The 25,107-nt window shown below is 39.3% G+C and carries 22 protein-coding genes; 18 read left to right on the top strand and 4 right to left on the bottom strand.

What is annotated here, in order from left to right; genetic code table 11:
* Positions 1-8: 8 nt before the first annotated feature.
* The 10 genes from argS to hisB all read left to right on the top strand — a co-directional run bounded on the left by argS (position 9) and on the right by hisB (position 11,006).
* Positions 9-1,799, top strand: a complete 1,791-nt coding sequence (gene argS / locus JL001_RS11950) for an arginine--tRNA ligase (RefSeq protein ID WP_200976298.1) — start codon at positions 9-11, stop codon at positions 1,797-1,799.
* Positions 1,800-1,842: 43 nt separating this feature from the next.
* A complete protein-coding gene (locus JL001_RS11945) occupies positions 1,843-2,445 on the top strand; it encodes a glutathione peroxidase (protein ID WP_200976297.1) in 603 nt (200 codons plus the stop codon).
* A gap of 65 nt (positions 2,446-2,510) precedes the next feature.
* Positions 2,511-3,425: a 1,4-dihydroxy-2-naphthoate polyprenyltransferase gene (locus JL001_RS11940; protein ID WP_200976296.1), complete on the top strand. Its 915-nt coding sequence runs from the start codon at positions 2,511-2,513 to the stop codon at positions 3,423-3,425.
* Positions 3,426-3,554: 129 nt separating this feature from the next.
* Positions 3,555-4,403 (top strand): universal stress protein, encoded by an 849-nt coding sequence (locus JL001_RS11935; protein WP_200976295.1) that lies wholly within the window; start codon positions 3,555-3,557, stop codon positions 4,401-4,403.
* Positions 4,404-4,406: 3 nt separating this feature from the next.
* Positions 4,407-4,763 carry a translation initiation factor gene (locus JL001_RS11930; protein ID WP_200976294.1) on the top strand — a complete coding sequence of 119 codons (357 nt, stop codon included), beginning with the start codon at positions 4,407-4,409 and terminating at the stop codon, positions 4,761-4,763.
* A 330-nt stretch (positions 4,764-5,093) separates the two neighbouring features.
* Positions 5,094-6,335, top strand: a complete 1,242-nt coding sequence (hemA, locus tag JL001_RS11925; protein WP_200976293.1) for a glutamyl-tRNA reductase — start codon at positions 5,094-5,096, stop codon at positions 6,333-6,335.
* Between the two features lie 277 nt (positions 6,336-6,612).
* Positions 6,613-7,473 carry an ATP phosphoribosyltransferase gene (gene hisG / locus JL001_RS11920; protein ID WP_200976292.1) on the top strand — a complete coding sequence of 287 codons (861 nt, stop codon included), beginning with the start codon at positions 6,613-6,615 and terminating at the stop codon, positions 7,471-7,473.
* A 27-nt stretch (positions 7,474-7,500) separates the two neighbouring features.
* The gene (gene hisD / locus JL001_RS11915) at positions 7,501-8,793 is read left to right on the top strand and encodes a histidinol dehydrogenase (RefSeq protein WP_200976291.1); all 1,293 of its coding nucleotides are present in this window, start codon (positions 7,501-7,503) and stop codon (positions 8,791-8,793) included.
* Between the two features lies 1 nt (position 8,794).
* Entirely contained in the window at positions 8,795-9,862 is a 1,068-nt protein-coding gene (gene hisC / locus JL001_RS11910) for a histidinol-phosphate transaminase (RefSeq protein ID WP_200976290.1), read from the top strand.
* 46 nt (positions 9,863-9,908) lie between these two features.
* Positions 9,909-11,006 carry a bifunctional histidinol-phosphatase/imidazoleglycerol-phosphate dehydratase HisB gene (gene hisB / locus JL001_RS11905; RefSeq protein ID WP_200976289.1) on the top strand — a complete coding sequence of 366 codons (1,098 nt, stop codon included), beginning with the start codon at positions 9,909-9,911 and terminating at the stop codon, positions 11,004-11,006.
* A gap of 76 nt (positions 11,007-11,082) precedes the next feature.
* Here hisB and JL001_RS11900 read toward each other — a convergent pair whose 3' ends face one another.
* Both JL001_RS11900 and JL001_RS11895 read right to left on the bottom strand, forming a co-directional pair.
* Complete coding sequence (locus JL001_RS11900; RefSeq protein WP_370567366.1) at positions 11,083-12,144, bottom strand: hypothetical protein; 1,062 nt, start codon at positions 12,142-12,144, stop codon at positions 11,083-11,085.
* Between the two features lie 23 nt (positions 12,145-12,167).
* Positions 12,168-12,590 (bottom strand): heavy-metal-associated domain-containing protein, encoded by a 423-nt coding sequence (locus JL001_RS11895; RefSeq protein WP_200976288.1) that lies wholly within the window; start codon positions 12,588-12,590, stop codon positions 12,168-12,170.
* 157 nt (positions 12,591-12,747) lie between these two features.
* On the opposite strand from JL001_RS11895, the gene JL001_RS11890 reads away from it, so the two are divergent.
* Together JL001_RS11890 and JL001_RS11885 are read left to right on the top strand one after the other, a co-directional pair.
* Positions 12,748-13,533, top strand: a complete 786-nt coding sequence (locus tag JL001_RS11890; protein WP_200976287.1) for a tetratricopeptide repeat protein — start codon at positions 12,748-12,750, stop codon at positions 13,531-13,533.
* Positions 13,534-13,687: 154 nt separating this feature from the next.
* Positions 13,688-14,440, top strand: coding sequence for a polyprenol monophosphomannose synthase (locus tag JL001_RS11885; protein WP_200976286.1), 753 nt, complete (start codon positions 13,688-13,690; stop codon positions 14,438-14,440).
* Here JL001_RS11885 and JL001_RS11880 read toward each other — a convergent pair.
* Positions 14,424-15,644 (bottom strand): ABC transporter permease, encoded by a 1,221-nt coding sequence (locus JL001_RS11880; RefSeq protein WP_200976285.1) that lies wholly within the window; start codon positions 15,642-15,644, stop codon positions 14,424-14,426. The two genes, JL001_RS11885 and JL001_RS11880, sit on opposite strands and share 17 nt — an antisense overlap.
* 40 nt (positions 15,645-15,684) lie before the next feature.
* Here JL001_RS11880 and JL001_RS11875 point away from each other — a divergent pair, with 40 nt between their 5' ends.
* From JL001_RS11875 to JL001_RS11850, 6 genes are all read left to right on the top strand, one after another.
* A complete protein-coding gene (locus tag JL001_RS11875; protein WP_200976284.1) occupies positions 15,685-16,899 on the top strand; it encodes an exo-beta-N-acetylmuramidase NamZ domain-containing protein in 1,215 nt (404 codons plus the stop codon).
* Positions 16,900-16,918: 19 nt separating this feature from the next.
* Positions 16,919-17,839: a methionyl-tRNA formyltransferase gene (gene fmt, locus JL001_RS11870; RefSeq protein WP_200976283.1), complete on the top strand. Its 921-nt coding sequence runs from the start codon at positions 16,919-16,921 to the stop codon at positions 17,837-17,839.
* A 182-nt stretch (positions 17,840-18,021) separates the two neighbouring features.
* On the top strand, positions 18,022-18,951 hold the full coding sequence (locus tag JL001_RS11865) for a DUF4412 domain-containing protein (RefSeq protein WP_200976282.1): 930 nt from the start codon (positions 18,022-18,024) through the stop codon (positions 18,949-18,951).
* A 101-nt stretch (positions 18,952-19,052) separates the two neighbouring features.
* Positions 19,053-19,550, top strand: a complete 498-nt coding sequence (locus tag JL001_RS11860) for a dihydrofolate reductase (RefSeq protein WP_200976281.1) — start codon at positions 19,053-19,055, stop codon at positions 19,548-19,550.
* Between the two features lie 12 nt (positions 19,551-19,562).
* Complete coding sequence (locus JL001_RS11855; RefSeq protein WP_200976280.1) at positions 19,563-20,819, top strand: competence/damage-inducible protein A; 1,257 nt, start codon at positions 19,563-19,565, stop codon at positions 20,817-20,819.
* Positions 20,820-20,904: 85 nt separating this feature from the next.
* Positions 20,905-22,194 (top strand): dihydrolipoamide acetyltransferase family protein, encoded by a 1,290-nt coding sequence (locus JL001_RS11850; RefSeq protein ID WP_200976279.1) that lies wholly within the window; start codon positions 20,905-20,907, stop codon positions 22,192-22,194.
* Between the two features lie 37 nt (positions 22,195-22,231).
* Here the strand turns inward: JL001_RS11850 and JL001_RS11845 are convergent, their stop codons facing one another.
* On the bottom strand, positions 22,232-25,093 hold the full coding sequence (locus JL001_RS11845) for a PAS domain-containing hybrid sensor histidine kinase/response regulator (RefSeq protein WP_200976278.1): 2,862 nt from the start codon (positions 25,091-25,093) through the stop codon (positions 22,232-22,234).
* Positions 25,094-25,107 lie beyond the last annotated feature (14 nt).

Here is a 25,107-nt window from a genome sequence, read left to right as displayed (position 1 = left end):
CAAATAGAATGACCATTCAAGAACAAATACTCAATGCCATCAGCGAGGCATTTGACAAAACTTTTGATCACCAAGTAGCCGCTGACAGCCTTGCATTACAACCCACCCGCAAGGAATTTGAAGGCAACTACACTTTTGTACTATTTCCATTCCTTAAGGTAACCAGGATGAAGCCTGAAGATAGTGGGGAGAAAATCGGTCAATACTTGGTCGATCACTGTGCTGTTGTAAGTGGCTTCAATGTGGTGAAAGGCTTCTTGAACATTTCGGTCAATGAAGAATCATGGTTATCTGTTTTCCAAAATTTATTTCAAAAGGAAAACCTTGGCCAACTACCTCCCAAAGACCAAAAAGTAATGGTAGAGTTTAGCTCTCCCAATACCAACAAACCGCTTCACTTGGGGCACCTTAGAAATAACTTCCTAGGGTTTGCTGTATCAGAAATCCTGTCTGCAAATGGCTACGAAGTCATCAAAGCCAATCTGGTCAATGACAGGGGAATCCATATTTGTAAATCCATGGTAGCCTATCAGCACTTCGGAGAAGGAGAAACTCCAGATTCTGGAGGACTTAAAGGAGATCATTTGGCAGGTAAATACTATGTGCTATTCGACAAAGCCTATAAGAAAGAAATCCATGAACTTGTAGAAAAAGGCCTATCGGAAGAAGAAGCTAAAAAGCGAGCCCCTCTTATGCTGGAAGCCCAAGAAATGCTCAGAAAGTGGGAAGCTGGTGATGAGGAAACGGTGACTTTATGGAAAACCATGAACAGCTGGGTATATGAAGGCTTCGATGCTACCTATACTAAAATGGGAGTGAGTTTTGACAAGTATTATTATGAGTCAGACACTTACCTTTTGGGCAAAAACATTGTGGAAGAAGGACTTGAAAAAGGGGTGTTCTTCAAAAAAGACAATGGTTCTGTTTGGGCAGACCTTACAGCAGAAGGATTAGACGAAAAACTGGTGTTGCGCGGTGATGGCACATCTGTTTACATCACCCAAGACATGGGAACAGCTGACCTGAAATATGAAGATTTCAAAATCAACCAATCAGTCTACGTGGTGGGAAATGAGCAGGATTACCACTTTGATGTATTGTTCAAGATAATGAGAAAGTTGGGCAGACCGTACGGCGAAGGACTTTTCCATCTAAGCTATGGCATGGTGGACTTGCCTACCGGAAAAATGAAATCCCGTGAAGGAACCGTGGTGGATGCTGATGACCTGATGCAGGAAATGATTGATACTGCGGCCAGTCACACCAAAGAGTTGGGCAAGATTGATGGTTTTTCTGAAGAGCAAGCCAAAGAACTCTATGAAATGCTTGGGTTAGGTGCCCTTAAATACTTCCTGCTCAAGGTTGATCCTAAAAAGAGAATGCTTTTCAATCCTCAGGAGTCCATTGAATTCCAAGGTAACACAGGACCTTTCATTCAATACTCACATGCCCGAATCGCTTCTATTTTAAGAAAAGCAGACCAAATTGGCGTAAATTATACAGCAGAAGGTTTTGATGGGCTGTCCCATATTGAAGAAGGAGAAAAAGAATTGATTATCCTCCTAAACAATTTCGAAAAGAAGATTGCTCAAGCTGGAGAAGAACTATCCCCTTCTGTCATAGCACAATACATGTTCGATTTGGCCAAAGAGTATAACCGCTTTTATGCAGAACTTCCTATCTTTAGCGAAGAAAATGAGAAGGTTCGTAGCTTCCGTGTAGCACTTAGTGCTCAGGTCGCAAAAACTTTAAAGTCTGGAATGAAGTTATTAGGTATAAAAGTGCCTGAAAGAATGTAAACAACTTTGTCTCGTTTAACCATTACGACAAAACTATAGACTTATGAAAAAAATCATGATAATCCTTGCTGCCTTAGCAGTTGTTGCTTGTGAAAGCGCCAGTAAGACTTCTTCTGAAGAAAGTGAAATGATTGCAACTACTACTGTCAATCAAGAAAGCAGTGATATGGAAAAGTCTTTTTATGATTTCACCATGACAGACATTGATGGAAATGATGTCGACTTTAGTAAATTCAAAGGCAAAAAGCTCCTTGTAGTAAATGTCGCATCCAAGTGTGGGTACACGCCGCAGTATGAAGACCTTCAAAAGCTGAACGAAGAATATGGAGACAAAGTCACCATTTTGGGGTTTCCTGCTAATAACTTTGGAGAACAAGAGCCAGGCACCAATGATGACATCAAAAAGTTCTGTACCAGTAACTATGGTGTGACCTTCCCGATGTTTGAAAAAATTTCTGTCAAAGGAGTGGACAAGCACCCTCTTTACAGATGGCTGTCTGACAAATCCCTTAATGGTTGGAATGACCAAGAACCTACTTGGAATTTCTGTAAATACTTCATCGATGAAAATGGCGAGTTGAAGCACTTCTTCCAATCATCTGTCAACCCAATGGATGACGAAATCATCAAATTGATCGAAGCCTAGTAAAAAATCCATAACAGCAGTTTTCTTACTTTGAAGGCTGCTGTTTTACATATCCAATTTCAGTAGTGGACATCACGCTTTCCAATAAAAAACAAGCATGGCTGCATGCCATCAGATTAAGAACGCTTCCTTTGGCACTTGCCAGTATCCTTATGGCCAGTTTTATTGCTTGGTCACATGGCTTATTCAAATGGGAAGTGTTTGCTTTAGCAGCGCTCACCACCACCCTTTTGCAAATCCTTTCTAATCTCGCCAATGATTATGGTGACAGTGTACATGGTGCGGACAGTGATGATCGGGAAGGTCCAATCAGAGCTGTTCAATCAGGCATCATTCAACCACATGAAATGAAAAACGCCATGATTCTTTTAGGGGTGCTTTCTTTCATCAGTGGAATAGGATTGCTATATGTTTCACTGGACAGCTGGGTTATTTTTTTCACATTTATTGGTATTGGCTTATTATCCATTTTTGCTGCTGTCAATTATACATCAGGTTCCAACCCTTATGGTTACATGGGATTGGGTGACATTTCGGTTTTCATGTTTTTTGGGTTAGTTGGTGTATTGGGGACTTATTTCCTACATACACTCAGTTTTTCTACAAGCCTTTTACTCCCTGCTATTTCATTGGGATTTTTCAGTGCATCAGTATTAAATATCAACAATATTAGAGACATTGAATCCGACAAAAAAGCTGGCAAAAAATCAATTCCTGTAAGGATTGGAAGAAAAGCTGCCGTGCGCTATAACTGGGCATTGGTGGTTTTAGGGAACCTTTCAGTGGTCCTGTTTGCATGGGTTGAGAATACCCCTGGAGGCTTGTTGGCATTGCTCATTTCTCCTCTAATGATCAATATCGCCGTTCAAATGGGTAAAAAAACAAGCTCAAAGGAACTGGATCCATATTTAAAAAAAATGGCCATATCCACCCTATTCTGGGTATTGGCTTTTGGCTTGGGCTTGGTGATTTTTTCTTAGAAATTCTCTTTTTAGACTAATTCTTGCTAGTTAGGTTATGTGAACAAATAAGGGGTAATGATTTTAGTTTAAACTCCTTGTTTTTCGTATTTTATGTGTATTCAACACTAAACCATAATTAAAGCAACTATGAAAACCATCTTAGTTCCATTCGATTTTTCTGAAGAAGCAGAGAATGCCCTTGAATTTGCCAAAGGTTTGGCAACCATTGTGCAGGGAAACTTAAAACTGCTTCATGTGATTGAAATTCCCACTGCCCAAAATTTCAATACCACCGGTGAAGTGGGACTGGGCGGCGAAGAAATCAACAACATCTTCATTGTAGAATTAGTAGAAAAGAGAAAAAAACAGATTGCTGAAATAAAAGAAAAACATCAAAACCTACCTTACAAATTCAGTACAAAAATGGTTTTCGGCAATCCCTATGCAGGGATCAGCAATGAAGTCTCAGAAATCAAAGCAGATATTATTATCATGGGATCCAAAGGATCCAGCGGCCTGGAAGAACTACTAATTGGTTCCAATACTGAAAAAGTAGTGAGACATGCCAAATGCCCTGTCATCACTATCAAGGGGAGCGTTCTTCCTTCAGATATCAAGTCAATAATCTTGGCCAGCGACTTTACAGAAGACAATGGAGAAATTATACTTCCCCTTAAAGCTCTACAGGAATCCTTAGGTGCCGAATTACATTTGATCAAGGTAAACACACCTAACTCCTTTGAAAACTCAAGAGATAGCAAGGCTAAAATCAAAGAATTTATTGCCAAGCACCAACTTGACCATGTTACTTTTGAAATATATAATTGTGACTCAGAAGAAGATGGTATCATCCAGTATGCGGAAGACAATAATATTGACATGATCGCCATGGCTACGCACGGCAGGACGGGCTTTATGCACTTGTTGAGCGGAAGCATTGCAGAAGATGTGGTCAACCATTCCAAAAGACCGGTATGGACGATGAAAATAAAATAAAGCATGAGTAAAAAGAAAAACAACGACTGGAAAAAAAGAGATGGAGTAGTTTACTCCACCAACGACAATTTTGACTTTGATGAATTTGGAGGGGAAGATCTGGAAACACTTCCTCCTCAGCAGCAAAACCTAAAAGTGATGCTGGATAAGAAGGCCCGTGGGGGAAAACAAGTTACACTCATTGCGGGATTTATCGGTTCAGAAGAAGACCTAAAGGACCTAGGGAAACTTCTTAAAAGCAAATGTGGTGTAGGAGGAAGTGCCAAAGACGGGGAAATCCTAATCCAAGGCGACCATCGGGACAAAGTTCTGGAAATCTTACAACAACAAAGTTACAAAGCCAAGAAATCAGGAGGTTGAAATGAAAAAGGAGTGGTTTAAAAAACCGCTCCTTTTTAAATTAAAAAATTGAACCACAAACTAATTTCACTACAATCAAAGGATTGCATTAACTTTTGAACCACTCAAATTATCTCACATTCAGAAAGGATATACGAAGTAGAAATTCACTCTGGATTTAGGCTTTTAGATTTTTTTACCCTTTCCCTATTTTTTTATTTGTAATAATTTTAAATAAGACCCGATAAACTTTTAGACAATCCAAAGCTTCTGACACATCCGTAAGTAATATCAAACAACCAAAAAATTGACTTAAGCTATATTATCAGCGCATTCAATGAAAGAGGCATTATGATTCAATTCAGACTTTTAAGCTTGACCCACAAAACCACTGAAATTGGTAAAAGAGAGCATTTTGCACTCAATACTGAAGAAGTATTACAATTGCTCCATGAAATAAAATCCACCTCCCCCACAGAGGAATCGCTCGTTCTCTCAACTTGTAATCGAACAGAGATACTTTATGTAGCAGCAAATGAGCAGCAACAAAAAATCTTAGAATTGATCTGTAAAATCAAGCATCAAGAATTGGAGTTGGCGCTAAATTCCTTCAAACACATTACAAATGAACAGGAGGTTTTAAATTACTTTTTCAGGGTTTCTTCAGGATTAGAATCACAAATCTTAGGAGATGCTCAGATCATTTCACAAATAAAAACGGCTTATCAGTTTGCTCAAAAACAGAAAACAGCCGGGACTTATATCCATAGGTTAATGCATGTGATTTTTAGCGCCAATAAAAAGATCGCTTCCCAAACAGGCTTTAGATCGGGAATCAGTTCTGCACCTTATGCGGCTGTTGACATGATCTCTGAATACCAAAAAATGTTTAAAGACCCGAAAATTGCTATAATAGGTTTTGGGGATATGGGGCAAAATGTCACTAGGCACTTACTTTCCAGAGGCAATCATCAACTCACTGTTTTCAACAGAACAGAAAATAAAATTTCCCTTTTCAACACAAAGAACAAAACCCAAATAGCTTATCGATCACTTGAGCAGCTGGATAGTTTAATAGAAAGTTATGACATCATTATTTCAACGCCAAGTGTTCAAAACCCTTTGATCTCAGCTGCCCACTTCACTTCTCCAATCCACACTTTTAAAGTTTTGGTAGATATATCCATGCCTAGAAGCATTAGTCCTGAAGTTACTGATTTACCTGGCATAACCCTGTTTGACATGGACGACATTGGTTTGGTGACTCAGCAAACCATTGACCAAAAGTTGGCCAGCATTTCAGATGTCGAAAGTATCTTGCTTCAGCATTTGGATGAATTCTTTCAATGGAAACAGGACAACAAAAACCTTGAGGTCATCAGATCCATGAAATCAGCCCTTCACTCTATTAAAATGGAAGAAATGGATAGGTTTCAAAAGCAAGGACAGCACAATGTTGACATTGACTATGATAAGATCATGGATGCCATGATCCAGAAAATCATCAAAAAAGCCGTAGTCAATATAAAGTCCCTTCGAAATGAAGAAGAGCGTCAACTTTACAATTCCATGATTACACAAACATTTCTTTAAGGAATTATTAATTTTAATCAAAAATCATTTCGATTTTTTGGATAATAACGATAGCTGCTTAATTTTGTGACCATATCATGAGCAGCAATCAAAAATATATCCTTTCCCATTTACTTTTTGCAGTAAAACATACTGTGACTGTTCATCATTTCCATCATTCCTCTTAAGGAGGAATACTATTTACATATCGCCCCAGAGGCTGCGCGATAATTATTTGTACAGCCCGATTGATTCAAAGAATTTCTAAAAGAACTATTCATATTTGTATCTTTATTTCATGGAAAACATTATTCGTATAGCCGTCCAGAAAAGCGGCCGATTAAGTGAAGACTCATTGCGCCTCATCAAAGAATGTGGCATTAAATTCTATAATGGTACTGGAAAGTTAAAATCCACCTCTACCAATTTCCCCATTGAATTTTTGTACCTCAGGGATGATGATATCCCAGGTTATGTAGCTGATGGAGTGGCAGACCTCGGGATTGTTGGTGAAAACGAATTGGTAGAGAAGGACAAAAGTGTTGATGTACTTAAAAAGCTTGGTTTTTCGAAATGCCGTTTATCATTGGCCATTCCCAAAAGCCAGGATTACCCAGGACTTTCTTACTTTGAAGGTAAAAATATTGCGACTTCCTATACAAAAATCCTAGGCGACTACTTAAAAAAGAACAAAATCAACGCTGAAATCCACGAAATCAGTGGTTCAGTGGAAATAGCACCAAGCATTGGACTCGCGGAAGGCATTTGCGATATTGTCAGCTCAGGCTCTACCCTAATGATGAATGGGTTAAAAGAAGTAGAGGAAATTTTCAAATCTGAGGCCGTCTTAATCAGCCACAAGGGGCTAAATGATGAAAAGATGGCCATCGTGGAAAAGCTTCTTTTCCGCATCAATGCCGTACAAACGGGAAAAAGCAACAAATATGTTTTGCTTAACGCGCCAAATGAATCCTTGGATAAAATCATTTCCCTCATTCCCGGCATGAGAAGTCCCACTATTCTGCCCTTAGCTGAAGAAGGCTGGTCTTCTGTTCATTCTGTTTTAAGTGAGGATCTTTTCTGGGAGAACATTGAAGAACTAAGAGCTGCCGGTGCAGAAGGTATATTGGTCGTTCCTATCGAAAAGATGGTGCTTTAATTTGAATCATTCTCAAAACAAACACTAATGAGAGTCATAACTAACCCAAGCAAAAGCGAATGGAAAAAAGAACTGGCCAGACCGGTTCAGAAAATGAAGGAAATTCAAAAGATTGTCAAGCCGATTATGCGTAAAGTAAATCGTCAAGGAGACAAAGCTTTGAAAAAATTCGCGTTGGAATATGATCATGTAGAAATAAAAGAACTTCTTGTTACCAGAGAAGAAGTCAATGAGGCATACGAACAAGTAGATCAAAAACTTAAGGATGCAATCTTATTGGCCAAAGATAATATCGAGAAATTCCATAAGGCCCAAGCTACACCTGACTTATCTATGGAAGTCATGGAAGGAGTTACTTGCATGCGAAGAAGTGTACCCATCCAAAAAGTTGGGTTATATATTCCCGGAGGAACGGCTCCCCTATTCTCGACCGTCCTTATGCTTGGTGTACCCGCCAATTTAGCTGGCTGCGAAGAAATTGTACTTTGCACACCTCCTAACAAAGAAGGTAAAATCCACCCAGCCATACTTTACACAGCTGACTTAATTGGTATTGATAAGATAGTCAAAGTTGGTGGTGCACAAGCTATTGCCGCCATGACGTATGGCACAGAAAGCGTTCCACAAGTGGCCAAAATTTTCGGGCCAGGTAACCAATATGTTACTGCTGCCAAACAACTGGCCACTAAAAAAGGCATTGCGATAGACATGCCTGCAGGTCCTTCAGAAGTATTGGTTTATGCAGATGAAACGGCTATTCCTGCTTTCGTTGCGTCGGATCTATTATCCCAAGCTGAGCATGGCATTGACAGTCAAGTGGTTCTTGTGGCAAGTTCTAGCAAGGTTGCTGAAAAGACATTGAAGGAAGTAGAAAATCAACTTGAAAAGCTTCCCAGAAAGGCCATAGCTAAAAAAGCTTTGGAAAACAGCATTGCTGTGGTAATGGGCAATCAGGACAAAGCGATTTCTCTAATCAACGAATATGCTCCTGAGCACTTGATCATCAATGTAGAAAATGATGAAGAGGTGGTTGCCCAAATCATCAATGCCGGGTCAGTGTTTATCGGAAACTTCACGCCTGAATCAGCAGGTGATTATGCTTCTGGAACCAACCATACTTTGCCTACTTATGGTTTTGCCAAAAACTACAGTGGGGTATCTTTGGATAGTTTTGTGAAGAAAATAACCTATCAAAAAATTACCAAAGCCGGCATCCAAAACCTGGGGCCCACTATAGAAGTGCTGGCAGGAAATGAAATGCTAGATGCGCACAAAAACGCAGTTTCTATTCGCTTAAAATACCTAGAAGACAATCAATAAAATGGCTTTTGATTTAAATAAACTTTTGAGGCCTCACATTTTGCAGTTGAAGCCTTATTCTTCTGCCAGGGATGAATATTCTGGTAAAGAAGGCGTATTCCTGGATGCCAATGAAAACCCATTTGGGTCAATTACCAAGGATGACCATAACAGGTATCCAGACCCTTATCAGCAAGCACTAAAAGGTAAAATCAGTGAAATCAAAGGTGTTTCATCTGATCAGATTTTCTTGGGAAACGGCAGCGATGAAGCCATAGATTTATTGATGAGGGCATTTTGTAGACCTGGCAAGGACAACATTATCATTTTGCCTCCAACCTATGGCATGTATGAAGTCAGTGCCGACATAAATGATATCGCTACTAAGCGGGTCAATTTAACTTCAGATTTTCAACTTAGGCCTGATGCTATTCTTGATGAAGTTGATGAAAATACCAAAATCATTTTCATCTGCTCCCCAAACAACCCAAGTGGAAATAAAGTCAATAGACAAGATATCATAAAGGTAATAGAAGGTTTCGATGGACTGATCGTCGTGGATGAAGCGTATATTGACTTCAGTGATGAGCCAAGTTTCACAACCGAACTGTCCACTTTCCCTAACCTTTTGGTCATGCAAACTTTCTCCAAAGCATGGGGGCTGGCTTCATTAAGGCTTGGGATGGCATTTGCTTCACTTGAGATTATCAAGATTCTCAATAAGATCAAACCACCTTACAACATCAGCGGACTTACCCAAGAAACTGTTTTGGCAGCCATCAGTGATACCAGCAGAATGACTAAAATGGTAGATGAAATCATGGCTGAAAGAATCTATCTACAAGAAGCTTTTGAAAAGATGGATTTGATCAAGAAAATTCACCCCACTCATGCGAACTTCTTGCTAGTAGAAGTTCTAGCGGCCAAAAGAACTTATGACTACCTGATCGAAAACCAAATCATTGTAAGGGACAGGTCCAAAGTGACGCTGTGTGAAGAATGTTTGAGAATATCTGTCGGTACAAGAGAAGAAAATGATCGATTGATTCAAGCGCTCGTACATTGCCCGGTTGACCTCACCATTGCTTAAACACTAATACTCCATTGTCCATAAGGTCAATACAACCATAAAAACAATGAAAAAAGTACTCTTTATAGATAGAGATGGCACCATCATCAAAGAACCACCAGTTGATTTTCAAGTAGACAGCCTGGAAAAACTGGAGTTCTATCCAAAAGCTATCTCTAACCTGAGAAAAATTGCAGAAGAAACAGATTATGAACTGGTCATGGTTACCAACCAAGATGGGCTAGGCACTGATTCCTTCCCTGAAGACACCTTCTGGCCCGCACAGTTCAAAATGCTCAAAACGCTGGAGCAGGAAGGCGTAATCTTTTCTGCCATTCATATTGATAAAACCTTTGAGCATGAAAACGCCCCAACTAGAAAGCCAAGAACCGGGCTATTAACAGGTTACATGGAAGGGGCTTATGACCTGGCCAATTCCTTTGTAATCGGTGATAGAAAAACGGATATACAATTGGCAAAAAACCTAGGCTCCAAAGCTATCTTCATCGGAGAAGAAGCCGCAGAAGGAGCGGCCCTTTCAACTACTTCTTGGGATGAAATTTATGAATTCTTAAGGCTTCCAGCACGTAAAGCAACAGTAGAGCGTAGCACTTCAGAAACCCAAATCAGCATCGAGGTGAATTTAGATGGTTCCGGAAAATGTGACATTGACACGGGCTTGCCTTTCTTTGACCATATGCTGGAGCAGTTGGGCAAACATGGTGGAACAGACTTAACCATTAAGGTGAAAGGTGACTTGCATATTGATGAGCACCACACTATTGAGGATACTGCTTTGGCCCTTGGTGAAGCCTACCTTAAAGCATTAGGGGACAAAAAAGGTATCTACCGATATGGCTTCCTTTTGCCAATGGACGATGTATTGGCGCAAGTGGCCATTGATTTTGGAGGTAGGCCATGGATGATGTGGGAAGCTGAATTTAACCGTGAAAAAATCGGTGACATGCCTACAGAAATGTTCTATCATTTCTTCAAATCCTTTAGTGACACTTCCAAGTGCAATTTAAATATCAAGGCAGAAGGCAACAATGAACACCATAAAATAGAAGCTATCTTCAAAGGCTTGGCAAGGGCAATCAAGATGGCCGTAAAGAGGGATATTGCGGCACTCAATCAACTACCAAGTACCAAAGGAGTCTTATAAAAACATCCTTAAAATAAAACAGAAAGGCTTTCCTATTAGGAAAGCCTTTCTGTTTTATAGTCTGGTTTAACAACAATTACCCTTGAACAATTGCTCCTTTAAGTCCTTCACTTGTCAAGAGTGCCCCGAATTCTCCAATAATTGATTCAGGGACACCTTTGTTAGTGGCGGCTTTTACTACTGCCTGGATAAACAAGTCATAGTCTTCCGAAGTAACTTTTCCGGTCATTCTAGAATTTACATCTGGATTATGGGCATCAGCCATATTCATTCCGCTATAAGTAATATTCGTGGAACCAATTGACTGGGCTAACAAATCACTGAAGTTTCCTACCAGGGTGTTAAATCCAGATAAATCATTCGCTCCTACTTCCGCCAAAAGCACTGGGAAATAAGGTTTAAGGTTAGCAAATTCAGGATCACTGGCTACCAAAAGAACTGTTTCAGTTACTACTGCTTGTAAAGGCAAGTAACCAGCTTCCACCATATTGCCATTGCCATCATCCACCATCACAGTCCCTCCCAATCGGGTATAAAGGTCTATCATGGTACCATCTTCTCGCTGAACAATAGCATCTCTCGTACCTCCTAACAACTCTCCTACTGGCCCCAAAATATCATTACTACCAAATCCCGCTTCTGTTGCGGCTTGTACTACCGCTTGTACGAATAGGTCAAAATCGTCATTATCGATCATCCCATTCATTCGATCATTTTTATTTGGGTCGTGTGCATCTGCCATGCTCATGCCCGAATAAGTAAAGTTCTGTGCTCCAGTGGACTGAGCCAATAACTCTGTAAAGTCCTTAACCAATGCTGTAAAACCAGACAAGTCATTTGCTCCTACTTCAGCGAGCAACACATTGAAATAAGGTCTTAATTCAGCGTATTTGTCATCAGATGCGATGGTCAATACCGTTCCTTCTACCACGGTTCTAAGGTTCAAATATCCTTGCTCGATCATTTGACCCTGATTGTTTGGGTCAGCCACCATTGTTTCTCCTCCTAACTTTGTGGCGTAAAAGGAATCATCCATTACTGGTGGCTCATAATCTTCATAGTCATCTCCACAAGAACTGAAGACCATCACTGATCCAAGCAGTAGGTAAGCCATCAATTGATTTAGTTTTCTCATCATTTCTAAGGTTTATGTAAAAATTATCAGTTAGTAAATATTTTCTCGAAATAACTCCCCAGTTTGTATGTAAGTGAGCTTTTGTTAATTGCAGGGCAACTGGCAGCCAATTGCTCCTCGCTTGGTTGAAAAAGAGAGGATTGAAGCGCATAATCATTATTCACCATTTTCACCAAATCATGGGGATTGTGTTTTACCCTATCGTATAAAACAATCATATAATCAGCGCTTAGATTGATCCTCGCATCTCTCATTCCTTCTTTTTTTAAAAGATCAACTTTGATATTCTCAGATTTCAGGGAGTCGATGTCTTCATTAAAATCTATTTGACTCATTGCCCAGTTGGGACCTTTGGGGCGTTCACTGGTAACCATATAAATATGAATCGCCAGTGTAGCAACCAGTAGTAGCACTATCGATGTCACTCCTATTATAATTTTCTTGATCATGGTTCTTTTCGTTTAAAGTCTGTTTCAAAAACATACGATCCACACCTATCGACTGGATTACCTGCCTTAAAAAAAACCAATAGACACATCCAATAATTTGATCCAAGTATTGACTTTAAAAAACTATTTAATTAGTTTTATAACTAAACACTTTTATATGAAACAGCTATTTGCCATCGCGTTCATTGTGCTTTTTTCTTCCTGTGGTGGAAGTTTCGATAAAGCCAACCAGTATTTTAAGAACCAACAATTTGGGGATGCCATTTCGGAGTTGAACTGGGTATTGTTTATGAAGATGTCAAATCTGGAAGCCCTTCAACTTAGAGCCATGAGCTATGAAGCCATGGAAAAGTATAATGAGGCACTGACAGATTATAAACGAATCACGCAATTAGCTCCCCATGACCCTCAGGCTTTGGCAGGAATGGGAAAAGTCTATTGGGAATTAGAAGAATACCAGCAGGCAGAGAAACACTTCTTATTGGCTGCAAAAGAAGACCCAAAAAATGTAGAGCTGTTGATTATGCTTGGCCGGTCAATGATCAAAAACGAAAATTTTAAATCAGCCGAAGACTTCCTTTATGAGGCAAAAAAACTCGACCCCAAAAATGCTTCCATTTATTTTTATAGAGGAATAGTTCAAGCCCACCTTGGCGATGCCTGGACGGCTGCTTCACAATTTAATATGTATATCATGTACTCTGGGGACAATTTAACTGCTTATTACAATAGAGGGTTGGCTTATATGCGGATGGGAATGGTAGACTGGGCGACAGAGGACTTTGACAGGGTATTAAAAAGCCAGCCCAAACATTATAACGCCCTTGCCCGAAGAGCCATCTGTCTAATGGACACCAATCCCAGCCAGTCCTGCCGAGACCTACGGTTGGCTGCAAAGCATGGAAGTGAATTCGCCAAAGAAAACCTTGACAAGTGCATGTGAGTCTATATTTTAAAAACACTAACCTCTTGATTATACTTAAAACAGGGTGCAATTATTGATCAATTTTACTTTTGGATTTTGGTCTACCTGAATACATTTTTTCACATTAACTTTATAATAAACCGCTTTAAGTCCTATTTTTGGGACTTAAATTATGAGTCACAAGAAATTAGTTATCATCCCGACCTACAACGAAAAGGAGAACATCCAGGATATCATCCAGGCTGTCATGCAGTTAGCAGGTCTTTTCGAAGTTTTGATCATTGATGACAATTCTCCAGATGGGACAGCCAAGTTGGTCAAAAACGCCCAAGATTCTTATCCCCAAAGAGTACATCTACTGGAAAGAAAAGGTAAATTAGGTTTGGGCACTGCTTATATTGAAGGCTTTAAATTCGCCTTAAAAAATGGCTACGATTATATTTTTGAGATGGATGCTGACTTTTCCCACAACCCTAAAGACCTGATCAGACTTTATGAAGCCTGCGCCATAGACGGTTACCAAATGGCCATTGGTTCTCGCTATATCAAAGGGGTGAATGTGGTCAACTGGCCAATGGGCAGAGTATTGATGTCCTACTTTGCCAGTGTTTATGTGCAGTTTATCACTGGCTTACCCATCAAAGACTCCACAGCCGGTTTCAAATGTTATCACAGAAGTGTTTTGGAAGGGATCAAGCTCAACAAAATCAAATTTGTCGGCTATGCCTTTCAGATTGAAATGAAGTTCACTACCTGGAAGCTAGGATATAAAATCGTAGAAATTCCAATAATTTTTACCGACAGGACAAAAGGTACTTCAAAAATGTCTACTCATATTTTCCGGGAAGCTGTAATGGGGGTCATTTACATGAAACTGAAGAGCTTATTTAAACCTTATAAAAAAGCCTCTAATCAAACCGAATAGCCTTAATGGGCTGAACATTACTGATAACCATGGCAGGTATAAAAAGTACCAAAGTAGTTACCAGTAAAACCAAAACATTAAGAGAAATAATAATAGGCCAGTTCCATTGGATAGGGACATAACTCATGTAATAATTAGTCGGGTCCAAACCTATAACTTTTGTCCAATCCTGAAGTGCACAAATTCCTAAGCCAATCAGGTTCCCTATCAACAATCCCCTTCCAATAATCCGAATACCGTTCCAAACAAAAATTCTTCTGATCTGTCGATTGGTACTTCCCATAGCCTTGAGCATCCCAATCATTTGCGTCCGTTCCATGATCAGGATAAATAAAATCGCCACCATATTAAAAGCGGCAACGAAAAGGATCAATCCCAAAAACACATACACATTATTGTTGAGCAATTTCAGCCAGTCAAAAATCTGAATGTATTTATCGGTTACTTTATCTATTTTGAGGTCGTAATCTATCCTTCCATAAAGTTCATCTTCCAGCTCATCAATCTGGCTTGGATTCTTTAGAAAAACCTCAAATCCACCTACCATATCATTTTCCCAACCATTGAGGTTTCTAATGGTCTGAATATCTCCAAGGATGACTTTATCATCAAAATCTTCCAAATAGGTCTCATAAACCCCTACAATATCAAAACGGCGATAGCGGGGCGGGTCCTGAACGAAATACATGATGATCTTGTCTCCAACCTTTAACCGTAGCTTATCGGCAATTTTGCTACTCAGCAATATCTCATTGGACGCACTTCCATCTTCAGCAAACTGAATAAACCTTCCTGATTTCAATGAGTACGAAAAAACTTCCTCATCAAAATCTTTACTAATTCCTTTTAACAAGACACCCTGAACCTCTTCATCTCCTTTGAGCAAGCCCGGCTTATAGGCATATTCCTGTACATGACCAATAAACCCATATTCCTGATAATTTTTATAAAAATTACTGTTTTTGCTAGAAGGAAGGTCTTCATAAGCATTACTGGAGGTAAACTTATGAACCTGATAGTGACCCGTAAAGGAAAACACCTTGTTGGAAACTACTTCTTGGAAACCTCCCAATATCAAAAAAGAGAGTATGAGTATGGAAAGGCCTATGGCAATACTCGCTACTGCAATGCGATGTATGGTTCCTGTAAATCCACCTGTTCTTTTAAAACTAATTCTTTTAGCAATGAAGTAGGAAAGGTTCAATGAAGTGTTTTATTTTGTTAAGATTCAAATGCAAATTAATATGAAGCTGTTAAAATTAATACTTCTATTTACATTTTCACTAAGTACATTGGCTTATTGTAAAAACTCCTCTACAGGAGATAAGGAAAATAACAATAGAATAAACAAAAGCGCTGAAGACCCTATTTTACCTGCTGCAGACCAGCCTGAAAAATACCTTCCCTTACTTAAAGGCAAAAAAGTGGGATTAGTCGCCAATCAAACCAGTATCCTTACCCAAAGCAATAATCAGCATTTAGTTGATTTTCTACTTTCTGAAGGAATTACCGTACAAAAAATATTTGTTCCAGAACATGGTTTTAGAGGAGACGCTGATGCTGGGGAGGTGATCGCAAATGACACAGACAAGGATACTGGAATTCCTTTGGTCTCATTGTATGGAGTCAACAAAAAACCGTCTGAAGAAGCCTTGATGGATATTGATGTAGTTGTATTTGACTTCCAGGATGTGGGAGTTCGGTTTTACACCTATATCAGCACCATGCATTATGTCATGGAGGCATGTGCAGAACAGAATAAGCCCATGATCATCATGGATCGTCCCAACCCTAATGGCGATTATATTGATGGCCCTATCCTGGATAAGGCCTATAAAAGCTTTGTGGGCATGCACCCCATTCCTGTAGTCCACGGACTTACCATGGGTGAGCTTGCCCAGATGATCAACGGAGAGGGCTGGTTAAAAAATGGTGTAAAAGCAGACATTAATGTCATCCCAGTAGCCAATTGGGATCATAGCATGCACTATTCCCTTCCTATAAAACCTTCCCCTAACTTACCCAATGATGTTTCCATTAGGCTCTACCCTTCCTTGTGTTTTTTCGAAGGTACTGATATCAGTGTTGGTAGAGGCACTTATTACCCTTTTCAGGTATTCGGAGCACCAGCCCCAAAGTATGGCGAATTCACCTTTACTCCTGAAAGTATTCAAGGCATGAGCAAACACCCTCCACATGAAGGAGAATTATGTTTTGGAACCGACCTTAGAGAAAGCGATCTGAGCCATCAATTTACCCTAAAATATCTATTGGAGATGTACCAGAAATCGGGACTGAAAGAGAAATTTTTCAATAACTTTTTCAATAAACTCGCTGGTTCGGATCAATTAAAGAAAGATATACTTGCAGGGAAGACAGAAGCAGAAATAAAGGCCGGATGGCAAGCAGGACTTGATGCCTATAAAAGCAAAAGAGAAAAATACCTGCTTTATCAATAAAGTAACCTAGAATTATAAGATGAATAAGGATCTTCGCATCATTTACATGGGCACCCCGGAATTCGCGGTACCTTCTTTAGAAATACTTGTAGAAAATGGCTGGAATGTTGTCGCCGTTATTACTGCTCCTGATAAGCCTAAGGGCAGAGGTCAAAAGCTGATTCCTTCTGCAGTGAAAGTAGCAGCCGAAAAACACCAAATCCCTGTACTTCAGCCTACCAACCTAAAGGCTCCAGATTTTATTGAAGAATTGAAGAGCTACCAAGCAGATATTCAGGTGGTGGTCGCTTTCCGAATGCTTCCAGAGGTCGTTTGGAACATGCCTCCAAAAGGCACTTTTAACCTCCATGCTTCTTTACTACCCAATTACCGAGGAGCTGCCCCCATCAACTGGGCCATCATCAATGGTGAAAAAGAAACCGGTGTTACTACATTTTTCTTAAAACATGAAATTGATACTGGAAGCATTATTTTCCAAGAAAAAGAACCTATTCTTCCCGAAGACAATATTGGTAGTCTCTATGAAAAACTCATGAAAAGAGGCTCAAAGTTGGTACTCAAGACCATTGAAGAAGTAGCAAAGGGTGAAGTCACAACGGCTGTCCAAGATGAAAGCTTAGCTCGCCACCATGCTCCAAAAATCTTCAAGGAAACCTGCGAAATCAACTGGGAGAAGAGTGCCATAGAAGTCCATAATTTGGTCAGAGGGCTTTCCCCTTACCCTGCAGCATGGACTACATTGAATGAAAAAATTTGTAAAATTTATGAAACCTCACTTATAGAATCCCTGTCTGACAAAGCCCCAGGAGAGTTTAAAACCGATAATAAAACTTATCTGCATTTTCAGACTGGCAAAGGAGCACTTTCTATCAAAGAACTCCAACTGCAAGGTAAAAAGAGAATGAATATTGATGAGTTTCTAAGAGGCAACAAGATTTAAGCCCAGTTAGCTGCAAAACCTCTCCTGTCCGGTTGCTTATGTTAGCCGGACTTTTTTTTGTCCCTATCAGATACTCATTCCCAAGTATCATGTGATATTTCAAACACCGCCTATACATGCTCACCCCTAGCCTTTTACCCGTATAATTGTTATATTTATACTAACATAAACGTATCTTAACCATGAAATTTTACAAATCATTTTTAATAATTTTATTGGCATTTTTTCTATCGCCAACACTTGCAGAGGCCCAGTTCATCAAAAAGCTAAAAAAAGCCGCCCAAGAAGGAGTAGGCAATGCTGTGGAAAGAAGGGTCAGCAAAGAAGTAGAGAATGCTGCTCAAAAACAAACGGACAAATATTTAGAACAAATTTTCGGGCCTCCCACTGAATACGAGGGAGGCAATTACGATTACGGCAAGATGATGGGCAGTATCAACATGAACGTGGATACTGAAGACAGCTATCATTTTACTGGATTTACAGAAATGGAAATTTCTGGCACTGATGAAAAAGGTAAGGAAATGGATCCTGTCTCCTTCAAATCTTTTCTGAGCAATGAAAATGAAGTTTGGGCCATGCAGATGGATCCAGAAGAAAAAGATGTGGAAAGTACCATTATGATTTTTGACAATAAAAATAATGCTACCATCTTATTGATGGAAAGTAAAAAAGGCGAAAAATCCAGAATAGCCTATGGCATGGATTGGTCAAATATGATGGGAACAGCTGCAGATGAAAAGATAGAGGAGGTAGAAGAAACCAAGCTGACTTTTGAAAAGACAGGCAACACCAAAACGATTCTTGGCTATGAATGTGAGGAGTACCATGCCGAAAACGACGAATTTACTTCAGAGTTTTGGGTGAGCAAGGAGCCTATCCAAGGATATGCATCTTATTGGTCCAAAAACAATTTTATGTTTTCCAAGAAAATGCAAACCAAGTACCAGGCTTACTACAGCAAGCTCCCAGATGGTAACGTATTGGAAATGACCTATCGCTCAAAAGAAGATGATGGAATCTCAAGGATGAAGATTTTGGAAATCAATACCACTGAAAATTTTGATTTCAATATGTCAGATTATACAAATGCCATGGAGGGGCAAAACTAGCCTCTTCTTTTTGAATCCATATTTGCCCAAACTTTTTAACAACCATTTTTTAAAGGATGGAAAAACCTTGGTATCTTGTGCAATTCAAAAAATCCTAGGTTTTGACAGTTTCTATCATTGTAGCTAAAGCTAAAAACAATATCATTGGAAAGGACAATCAATTGATTTGGCGCCTTTCAGCCGACCTCCAATATTTCAAAAAAAAGACCAGTGGCCATTATATCATCATGGGTAGGAAAACCTATGAATCCATGAGAAAACCACTTCCCAACCGAACCTCTGTAGTGATAACCAGAAACGAAGATTATAAAATCCCTGAGGGACATTATGTGGTTCACAGTATAGAAGAGGCTTTAAAACTCACCAAAAGCCTTAATCAAGAAAAAGTATATGTAATCGGAGGAGCAGAAATCTATAAGCTTGCACTACCCTATGTAGACGAACTTCTGATCACGGAAGTAGATTGTGAACCGGATGGAGATGCCTACTTTCCTGAAATAAAGCCAGACAACTGGAAAAAAACTTTCGAAGAACCACATATCAAGGATGAGAAAAACGAATTTGATTTCACTTTTACTGTTTATCGCAGAATCCAATAATTCACTAACTCTATGCAAGAAGTAACAGCTGAAATTATAGCCATTGGGGATGAGTTGCTTTATGGCCAAATTCAAGACACAAACAGTCATTGGATCAGCCAACAGCTAGATCAAATAGGTGTCAGAGTGGTGAGAAAAACAACTGTCGGAGATAACGAAAAGGACATCTTACACGCCTTTTCAAGTGCTGAAAAACGTGCAAACATTATTCTCATCACTGGTGGACTAGGTCCAACTAAAGATGACCTCACCAAGCCACTTATGGCAAAATATTTCAACTGTAGCATTGAGCCAGTTCAAGAGGCCATAGATGATGTTAAAATCTTCTTTGAAAAAAGAGGCCGTGAACTGACTCCTCTCAATAAGCTTCAAGGTCACCTTCCAACAAAGTGTACTTACGTTAGAAACGCTATGGGGACAGCCCCAGGAATGTGGTTTGAAGAAAATGGTGCGGTATGGATGTCCATGCCGGGAGTTCCTCACGAAATGAAACACTTAATGGAGGTGTTTGTTTTGCCTAAAATAAAAGAACTATTTCCACTTCCAGTGATCTATCATAAAGTGATCAAAACAGTAGGGATAGGCGAAAGTTGGCTAGCAGATATGATTATCGATTGGGAAGATGCTCTTCCTAGTCATATCAAATTGGCTTATTTACCATCATTAGGTCAAGTGAAGCTTAGGCTGACCGCTTTTGGAGACGATTATGATCAACTGGAAAGGAATGTCCTAGTGGAAATTGAAAAAGTTACTCCTTTGATCAAAACCTACATTTATGGTTTTGACCAAGAGACATTGGAAGAAGCTGTGGGCAAAATATTGATACATCAAAACAAAACTGTGTCGTTTGCAGAAAGCTGTACTGGTGGTTATATTTCCCACCTTATCACCAGTGTTCCTGGTAGCAGCAATTATTTCAATGGCGCGATAGTTCCCTATCACAACCAGTTCAAATCAGACCTGCTTGATGTCAATATACTTACTTTAAAAGATCATGGAGCCGTAAGCGAAGAGACGGTGATAGAGATGGCTCAAATGGTCAGGAAAAAATTCAAATCAGATTTTGGCTTGGCAAGCAGTGGAATTGCAGGACCAGGGGGTGGCTCTCCAGAAAAACCTGTAGGAACAGTATGGATTGCCTGCGCATCAGAAAAAGGTGTAAAAACTAAAAAGCTGCAATTGGCTCATGACAGGGCTTTAAACATCCAATATTCAGCTATAGCCGTTCTTAGTCTATTACGAAAACAGCTAACAAACGAAAACTTTTAACAAATTCCGTTAATAGCATTTTGAAAGCAGAAAATTAAAATATAATTTTAAAAGCAGGAGATAAACCCAATTAAATAAATATTATATGGCAACTGTAGAAATGGTAATGCCCAAAATGGGTGAGAGTATTATAGAAGGCACTATCCTGACTTGGTTAAAAAGCGAAGGAGAGGCCATTGAGCAAGATGAATCTGTACTAGAGGTAGCAACTGATAAAGTGGACACAGAGGTTCCTTCTTCTCATGCCGGTGTATTAAAGAAAATATTGGCAAAAGAGGGTGATGTAATCGCTGTGGGTGCCCCAATTGCAATAATTGAAGTAGAAGGAGAAACTGAAGAAAAGTCTGAGAGTGCTGCTTCAAACAATGATAAAGACATACAAAAAGAAGAATTGATAGCTGCAGCCCCTGCACAAACAGCGGCACTTGTAGCAGAGAGACCGGCATCCAACATTTCAGACGATAGGTTTTATTCTCCACTAGTGCTTAGTATTGCCAAAGAAGAAGGAATTGATAAAGCTGAATTAGCTACCATACCAGGTACTGGCAAAGATGGTCGTGTCACCAAAAACGACATGCTAAGCTACCTCAAAACCAGAGGATCCAATCCTGTTTCAGCTTCAACCATAGCATCCCCAAAAGCTTCCCCTAGCATCAGCGCTGGAGATGAAATCATCGAAATGGATCGAATGAGAAAAATGATCTCTGAACGAATGGTAGAGTCTAAGAGGATCTCTCCACACGTAACTTCTTTCGTTGAAGCTGATGTTACCAACATAGTGTTATGGAGAAATAAAGTCAAAGATGCCTATAAACAAAAGGAAGGTGAACCAATTACCTTTACTCCATTCTTCATTGAAGCAGTAGCTAAAGCTATCCAGGATTTCCCTATGATCAATATCTCTGTGGATGGAGATAAAATCATTAAGAAGAAGGACATCAATATTGGAGTGGCGGTAGCGCTTCCAAGCGGAAACCTAATTGTACCTGTAATCAGAAAAGCCAATGAGCTTAACCTTGTTGGACTTTCCAAAAAAGTCAATGACTTAGCAGCCAGAGCCAGAGCCAGAGCCAATAAATTATCACCTGATGAACTATCAGGTGGCACTTATACCATTTCCAATGTAGGGTCTTTTGGCAATGTGATGGGAACGCCTATTATCATGCAACCTCAAGTGGCCATCTTGGCTGTAGGAGCCATCACTAAAAAACCGGCTGTAGTGGAGACACCAACTGGAGATGTAATTGCTATCAGGCATAAAATGTTCCTTTCTCACAGTTATGACCACAGGGTAGTGGATGGTTCACTTGGCGGAATGTTTGTCAAGAGAGTTGCCGAATACCTGGAAGCATTTGATATCAACACCAAACTGTAAAAAAGTAAAGCCTGATGAAATTCATCAGGCTTTACTTTTAGGTATTTAGCTCAAAGCTTTCTTTAATTTTCTTGACTATATCCCTGATTTTAATTGGTTTCGTTAGGTAATCGTCCATACCAGCAAGAAAAGCTTTTTCGATATCCTCCTTAAACACATTGGCAGAAAGCCCTACTATCCTTACATCTGCACCATTCTTGATGGTTCTAATACTTTGGGAAGCTTCCAGGCCATTCATAAGAGGCATTTGATAATCCATAAAGATCATATCATACTTTTTAGCCCTTACTGCTTTTACCGCCTCTATCCCGTTATGCGCTGTATCCACCTCATACCCTAACTGTTTCATGAGTAACTTCATAAATTTAAGGTTAATATCATTGTCTTCTACCAACAAGATTTCGAGTGGGTACTTGTCTGAAATATGGGAAAGCGCATAATCTCCTTTTGAATACTTTTCAAAGTCCCTATTGTCTTGATCAGCACTTTCAGATACCCGGGAAAAAATCGTAAATGAAAACTCAGAGCCCTCATCAAGTTCACTCTCAATCTGTAAGCTCCCACCCATTAACTCAATTAACTTATTGGCAATAGCCAAGCCCAATCCAGTCCCACTTCTCTCTTCTAAAGTACCTCTATCTGCTTGAGTGAAAGGATTGATCAATTGGGGGATTTTGGACTTTGGAATCCCAACCCCTGTGTCTTTTACCAAAAAGTAGATCATGAAATTCTTATCCAAAATCGGTTCACCTGTTACCTTTAGATCAACAGTACCTCCTTTTGGAGTAAATTTAATGGCATTACCAATAATGTTAAAGAGGATTTGGCTCAACTTTTCCTTGTCCAAAACCATCCACACTGGGATATCATCAGATATACTGACATTTAAAGAAATTTTCTTTTCAGTGACCATACCCGAAAAAATACTGATCACTCTTTTGAGTTCCTCTCTAAATTGGAAGCTGCTTACATTTAGTTCTAATTTTCCTTCCTCGATTTTTGAATAGTCTAGAATATCTTTAATAATGGACAAGAGTGACTCACCTGAATCTCTGATCACCTTTACAAAACTCTCCTGATCTTCATCAAGCGAAGTATTCTCCAATAAACCAATCATTCCTAAGAGCCCATTCATTGGGGTTCTTATTTCATGACTCATGCTAGCCAAAAACTCTGACTTTGCCTTATTGGCCACTTCAGCTACTTCTTTTGCTTCTTGCAAACCTTTTTCCCACAGCCTTTGCTCAGTCACATCCCTTCCTACAGAAATCATTCTTTCTTCGTCCAACTTGAAGAACCTCACTTGGAGAAACCTTTTTCCATTTCCTGTATTTAGAACCACTTCTACCTTTTGGGTTTTACCAGTTCTCAGTGCTCTATTAAAGGCGCCATTAAGGATTTCTTTTTTGGATTCCGGAACCACATCTACGAGGTGCCTACCAATGGAGTCTTCGGGAGGCTCTATTAATAATTCTCTATTCTGCACATAATAATCAAGAAATACACCTTCATTATTATAAATAAAAATAATGTCTGGAAGGCTGTTCAAAACTGCCCTAAGTCTATTTTCACTCCTTATCAACTCCTGTTCTGCCAAGTACTTTTCATTGATATCGGTACAAATCCCAACACTACTTATAAAGTTTCCCTCCTCATCATAAAATAGCTTCTCGAAGCTTTTTGCCCGAATTATTGAACCTCCTTTTTTGATAAAGCTTAGCTCATACGTCAGATAATCCTGCTTTTCATATATGGCTTTTGCCACTTTTTTTTCCAAGCTCTCCAAATCTTCGTTTATTATATAGGACCTATTATTGGCAATAAACTCTTTTTTCGAATAGCCTAATACTTCACTTAAATTATCACTCACATTGGATATTCTGCCTTTGTTGTCATGATAGAAAACATATCCATTGATTTCCTGAAGTAGCATGGTTTGCTGATCAAATAGGCGATTAATTTCATCTGATTTTTTCTCTAGTTCGTAGTTCTTTTCGTTAATACTTCTAAAGTGTCGTATCATTAGAAAAAGTATTAAAATTAATAGCAAAAATAACCCCACCACCATATAGAGATAAGTTCCATAAAGTCTAGAGATTATCACACTTCTATCTTGTGCAAACACAAATGCAAATTCACTATTCAAAGGATACAAATCAAAAGGATATTGGGCAATAATGGCACCTATTTCGGACTCATGTTCTCCCGAGTTCTTCACACCTCCTATGTAAATACCACGTAATCCCCCTGATATCTCATTGTTGATTTCCTTTAGTGTTTTATCTGAAAAACTGACTTCTTTTGAGGAACCTCCCTCTTTGATGTAATAGGGTTCTCCATTAACAAAATAAAACTTAAATCCACCTTCTCCCAGATAATGATTGGCTGCGTAATCCGAAAGAAATTTATCTATGTTAATAGAAGCGACCAGACTAAGAGGTTCTCTTTGAGAACTTACTTTGACATATCTTCCTGGGTAACTGAAAGTTCGATTTGTTGGAATTCTTATTTTTTCAAAATAATTGTTATCCCTAATCAAGTAAGCCCACCTGGTATTTCCCACATCCAAAAAAAGGGTATCCACCAAAGTTCTGTAGGAGTTCAGAAGTCTTCTTGTACGAGCTTCATGCAACTGAATTTTTTCCTCGGTATCAAAGCTAGAATAACTTTCCAGACTTTGTGAATAATAAGTTAGATCTTCATGCAAGGAGTTGAATCTCCTTTGAACCTCATTGGAAGCTATTTCAACCTGCTTATTTAAAAATTGTTTACTGTTGCTCAACAAATTGTTAGAAAGTGTGTTGTAGAAAAAATAAGCCAAAAATAAAATAAGAACAATAGATGCTATGGACATCCAAACTAGTACAAGAAATCGCTGTGATTTGTCCGTATTGTTCATAAAATGTCTTTTAT

It is taken from the genome of Echinicola sp. 20G, from assembly GCF_015533855.1.
GTDB lineage: Bacteria > Bacteroidota > Bacteroidia > Cytophagales > Cyclobacteriaceae > Echinicola.
The sequence above is the reverse complement of the archived record's forward strand: the minus strand, read 5'-3'. Positions and strand labels throughout refer to the sequence as shown.

Bases quoted from the DNA above. Each gene is read 5' to 3' on its own strand.
- JL001_RS11875 (WP_200976284.1), top strand. From the start codon at position 15,685: ATGAAGCTGTTAAAATTAATACTTCTATTTACATTTTCACTAAGTACA.
- JL001_RS11865 (WP_200976282.1), top strand. From the start codon at position 18,022: ATGAAATTTTACAAATCATTTTTAATAATTTTATTGGCATTTTTTCTA.
- hemA (WP_200976293.1), top strand. From the start codon at position 5,094: ATGATTCAATTCAGACTTTTAAGCTTGACCCACAAAACCACTGAAATT.
- JL001_RS11945 (WP_200976297.1), top strand. From the start codon at position 1,843: ATGAAAAAAATCATGATAATCCTTGCTGCCTTAGCAGTTGTTGCTTGT.
- fmt (WP_200976283.1), top strand. From the start codon at position 16,919: ATGAATAAGGATCTTCGCATCATTTACATGGGCACCCCGGAATTCGCG.
- hisG (WP_200976292.1), top strand. From the start codon at position 6,613: ATGGAAAACATTATTCGTATAGCCGTCCAGAAAAGCGGCCGATTAAGT.
- JL001_RS11855 (WP_200976280.1), top strand. From the start codon at position 19,563: ATGCAAGAAGTAACAGCTGAAATTATAGCCATTGGGGATGAGTTGCTT.
- JL001_RS11900 (WP_370567366.1), bottom strand. From the start codon at position 12,144: ATGATGAGAAAACTAAATCAATTGATGGCTTACCTACTGCTTGGATCA.
- hisD (WP_200976291.1), top strand. From the start codon at position 7,501: ATGAGAGTCATAACTAACCCAAGCAAAAGCGAATGGAAAAAAGAACTG.
- JL001_RS11850 (WP_200976279.1), top strand. From the start codon at position 20,905: ATGGCAACTGTAGAAATGGTAATGCCCAAAATGGGTGAGAGTATTATA.
- JL001_RS11935 (WP_200976295.1), top strand. From the start codon at position 3,555: ATGAAAACCATCTTAGTTCCATTCGATTTTTCTGAAGAAGCAGAGAAT.
- JL001_RS11845 (WP_200976278.1), bottom strand. From the start codon at position 25,093: ATGAACAATACGGACAAATCACAGCGATTTCTTGTACTAGTTTGGATG.
- JL001_RS11930 (WP_200976294.1), top strand. From the start codon at position 4,407: ATGAGTAAAAAGAAAAACAACGACTGGAAAAAAAGAGATGGAGTAGTT.
- JL001_RS11885 (WP_200976286.1), top strand. From the start codon at position 13,688: ATGAGTCACAAGAAATTAGTTATCATCCCGACCTACAACGAAAAGGAG.
- JL001_RS11895 (WP_200976288.1), bottom strand. From the start codon at position 12,590: ATGATCAAGAAAATTATAATAGGAGTGACATCGATAGTGCTACTACTG.
- hisB (WP_200976289.1), top strand. From the start codon at position 9,909: ATGAAAAAAGTACTCTTTATAGATAGAGATGGCACCATCATCAAAGAA.
- argS (WP_200976298.1), top strand. From the start codon at position 9: ATGACCATTCAAGAACAAATACTCAATGCCATCAGCGAGGCATTTGAC.
- hisC (WP_200976290.1), top strand. From the start codon at position 8,795: ATGGCTTTTGATTTAAATAAACTTTTGAGGCCTCACATTTTGCAGTTG.
- JL001_RS11890 (WP_200976287.1), top strand. From the start codon at position 12,748: ATGAAACAGCTATTTGCCATCGCGTTCATTGTGCTTTTTTCTTCCTGT.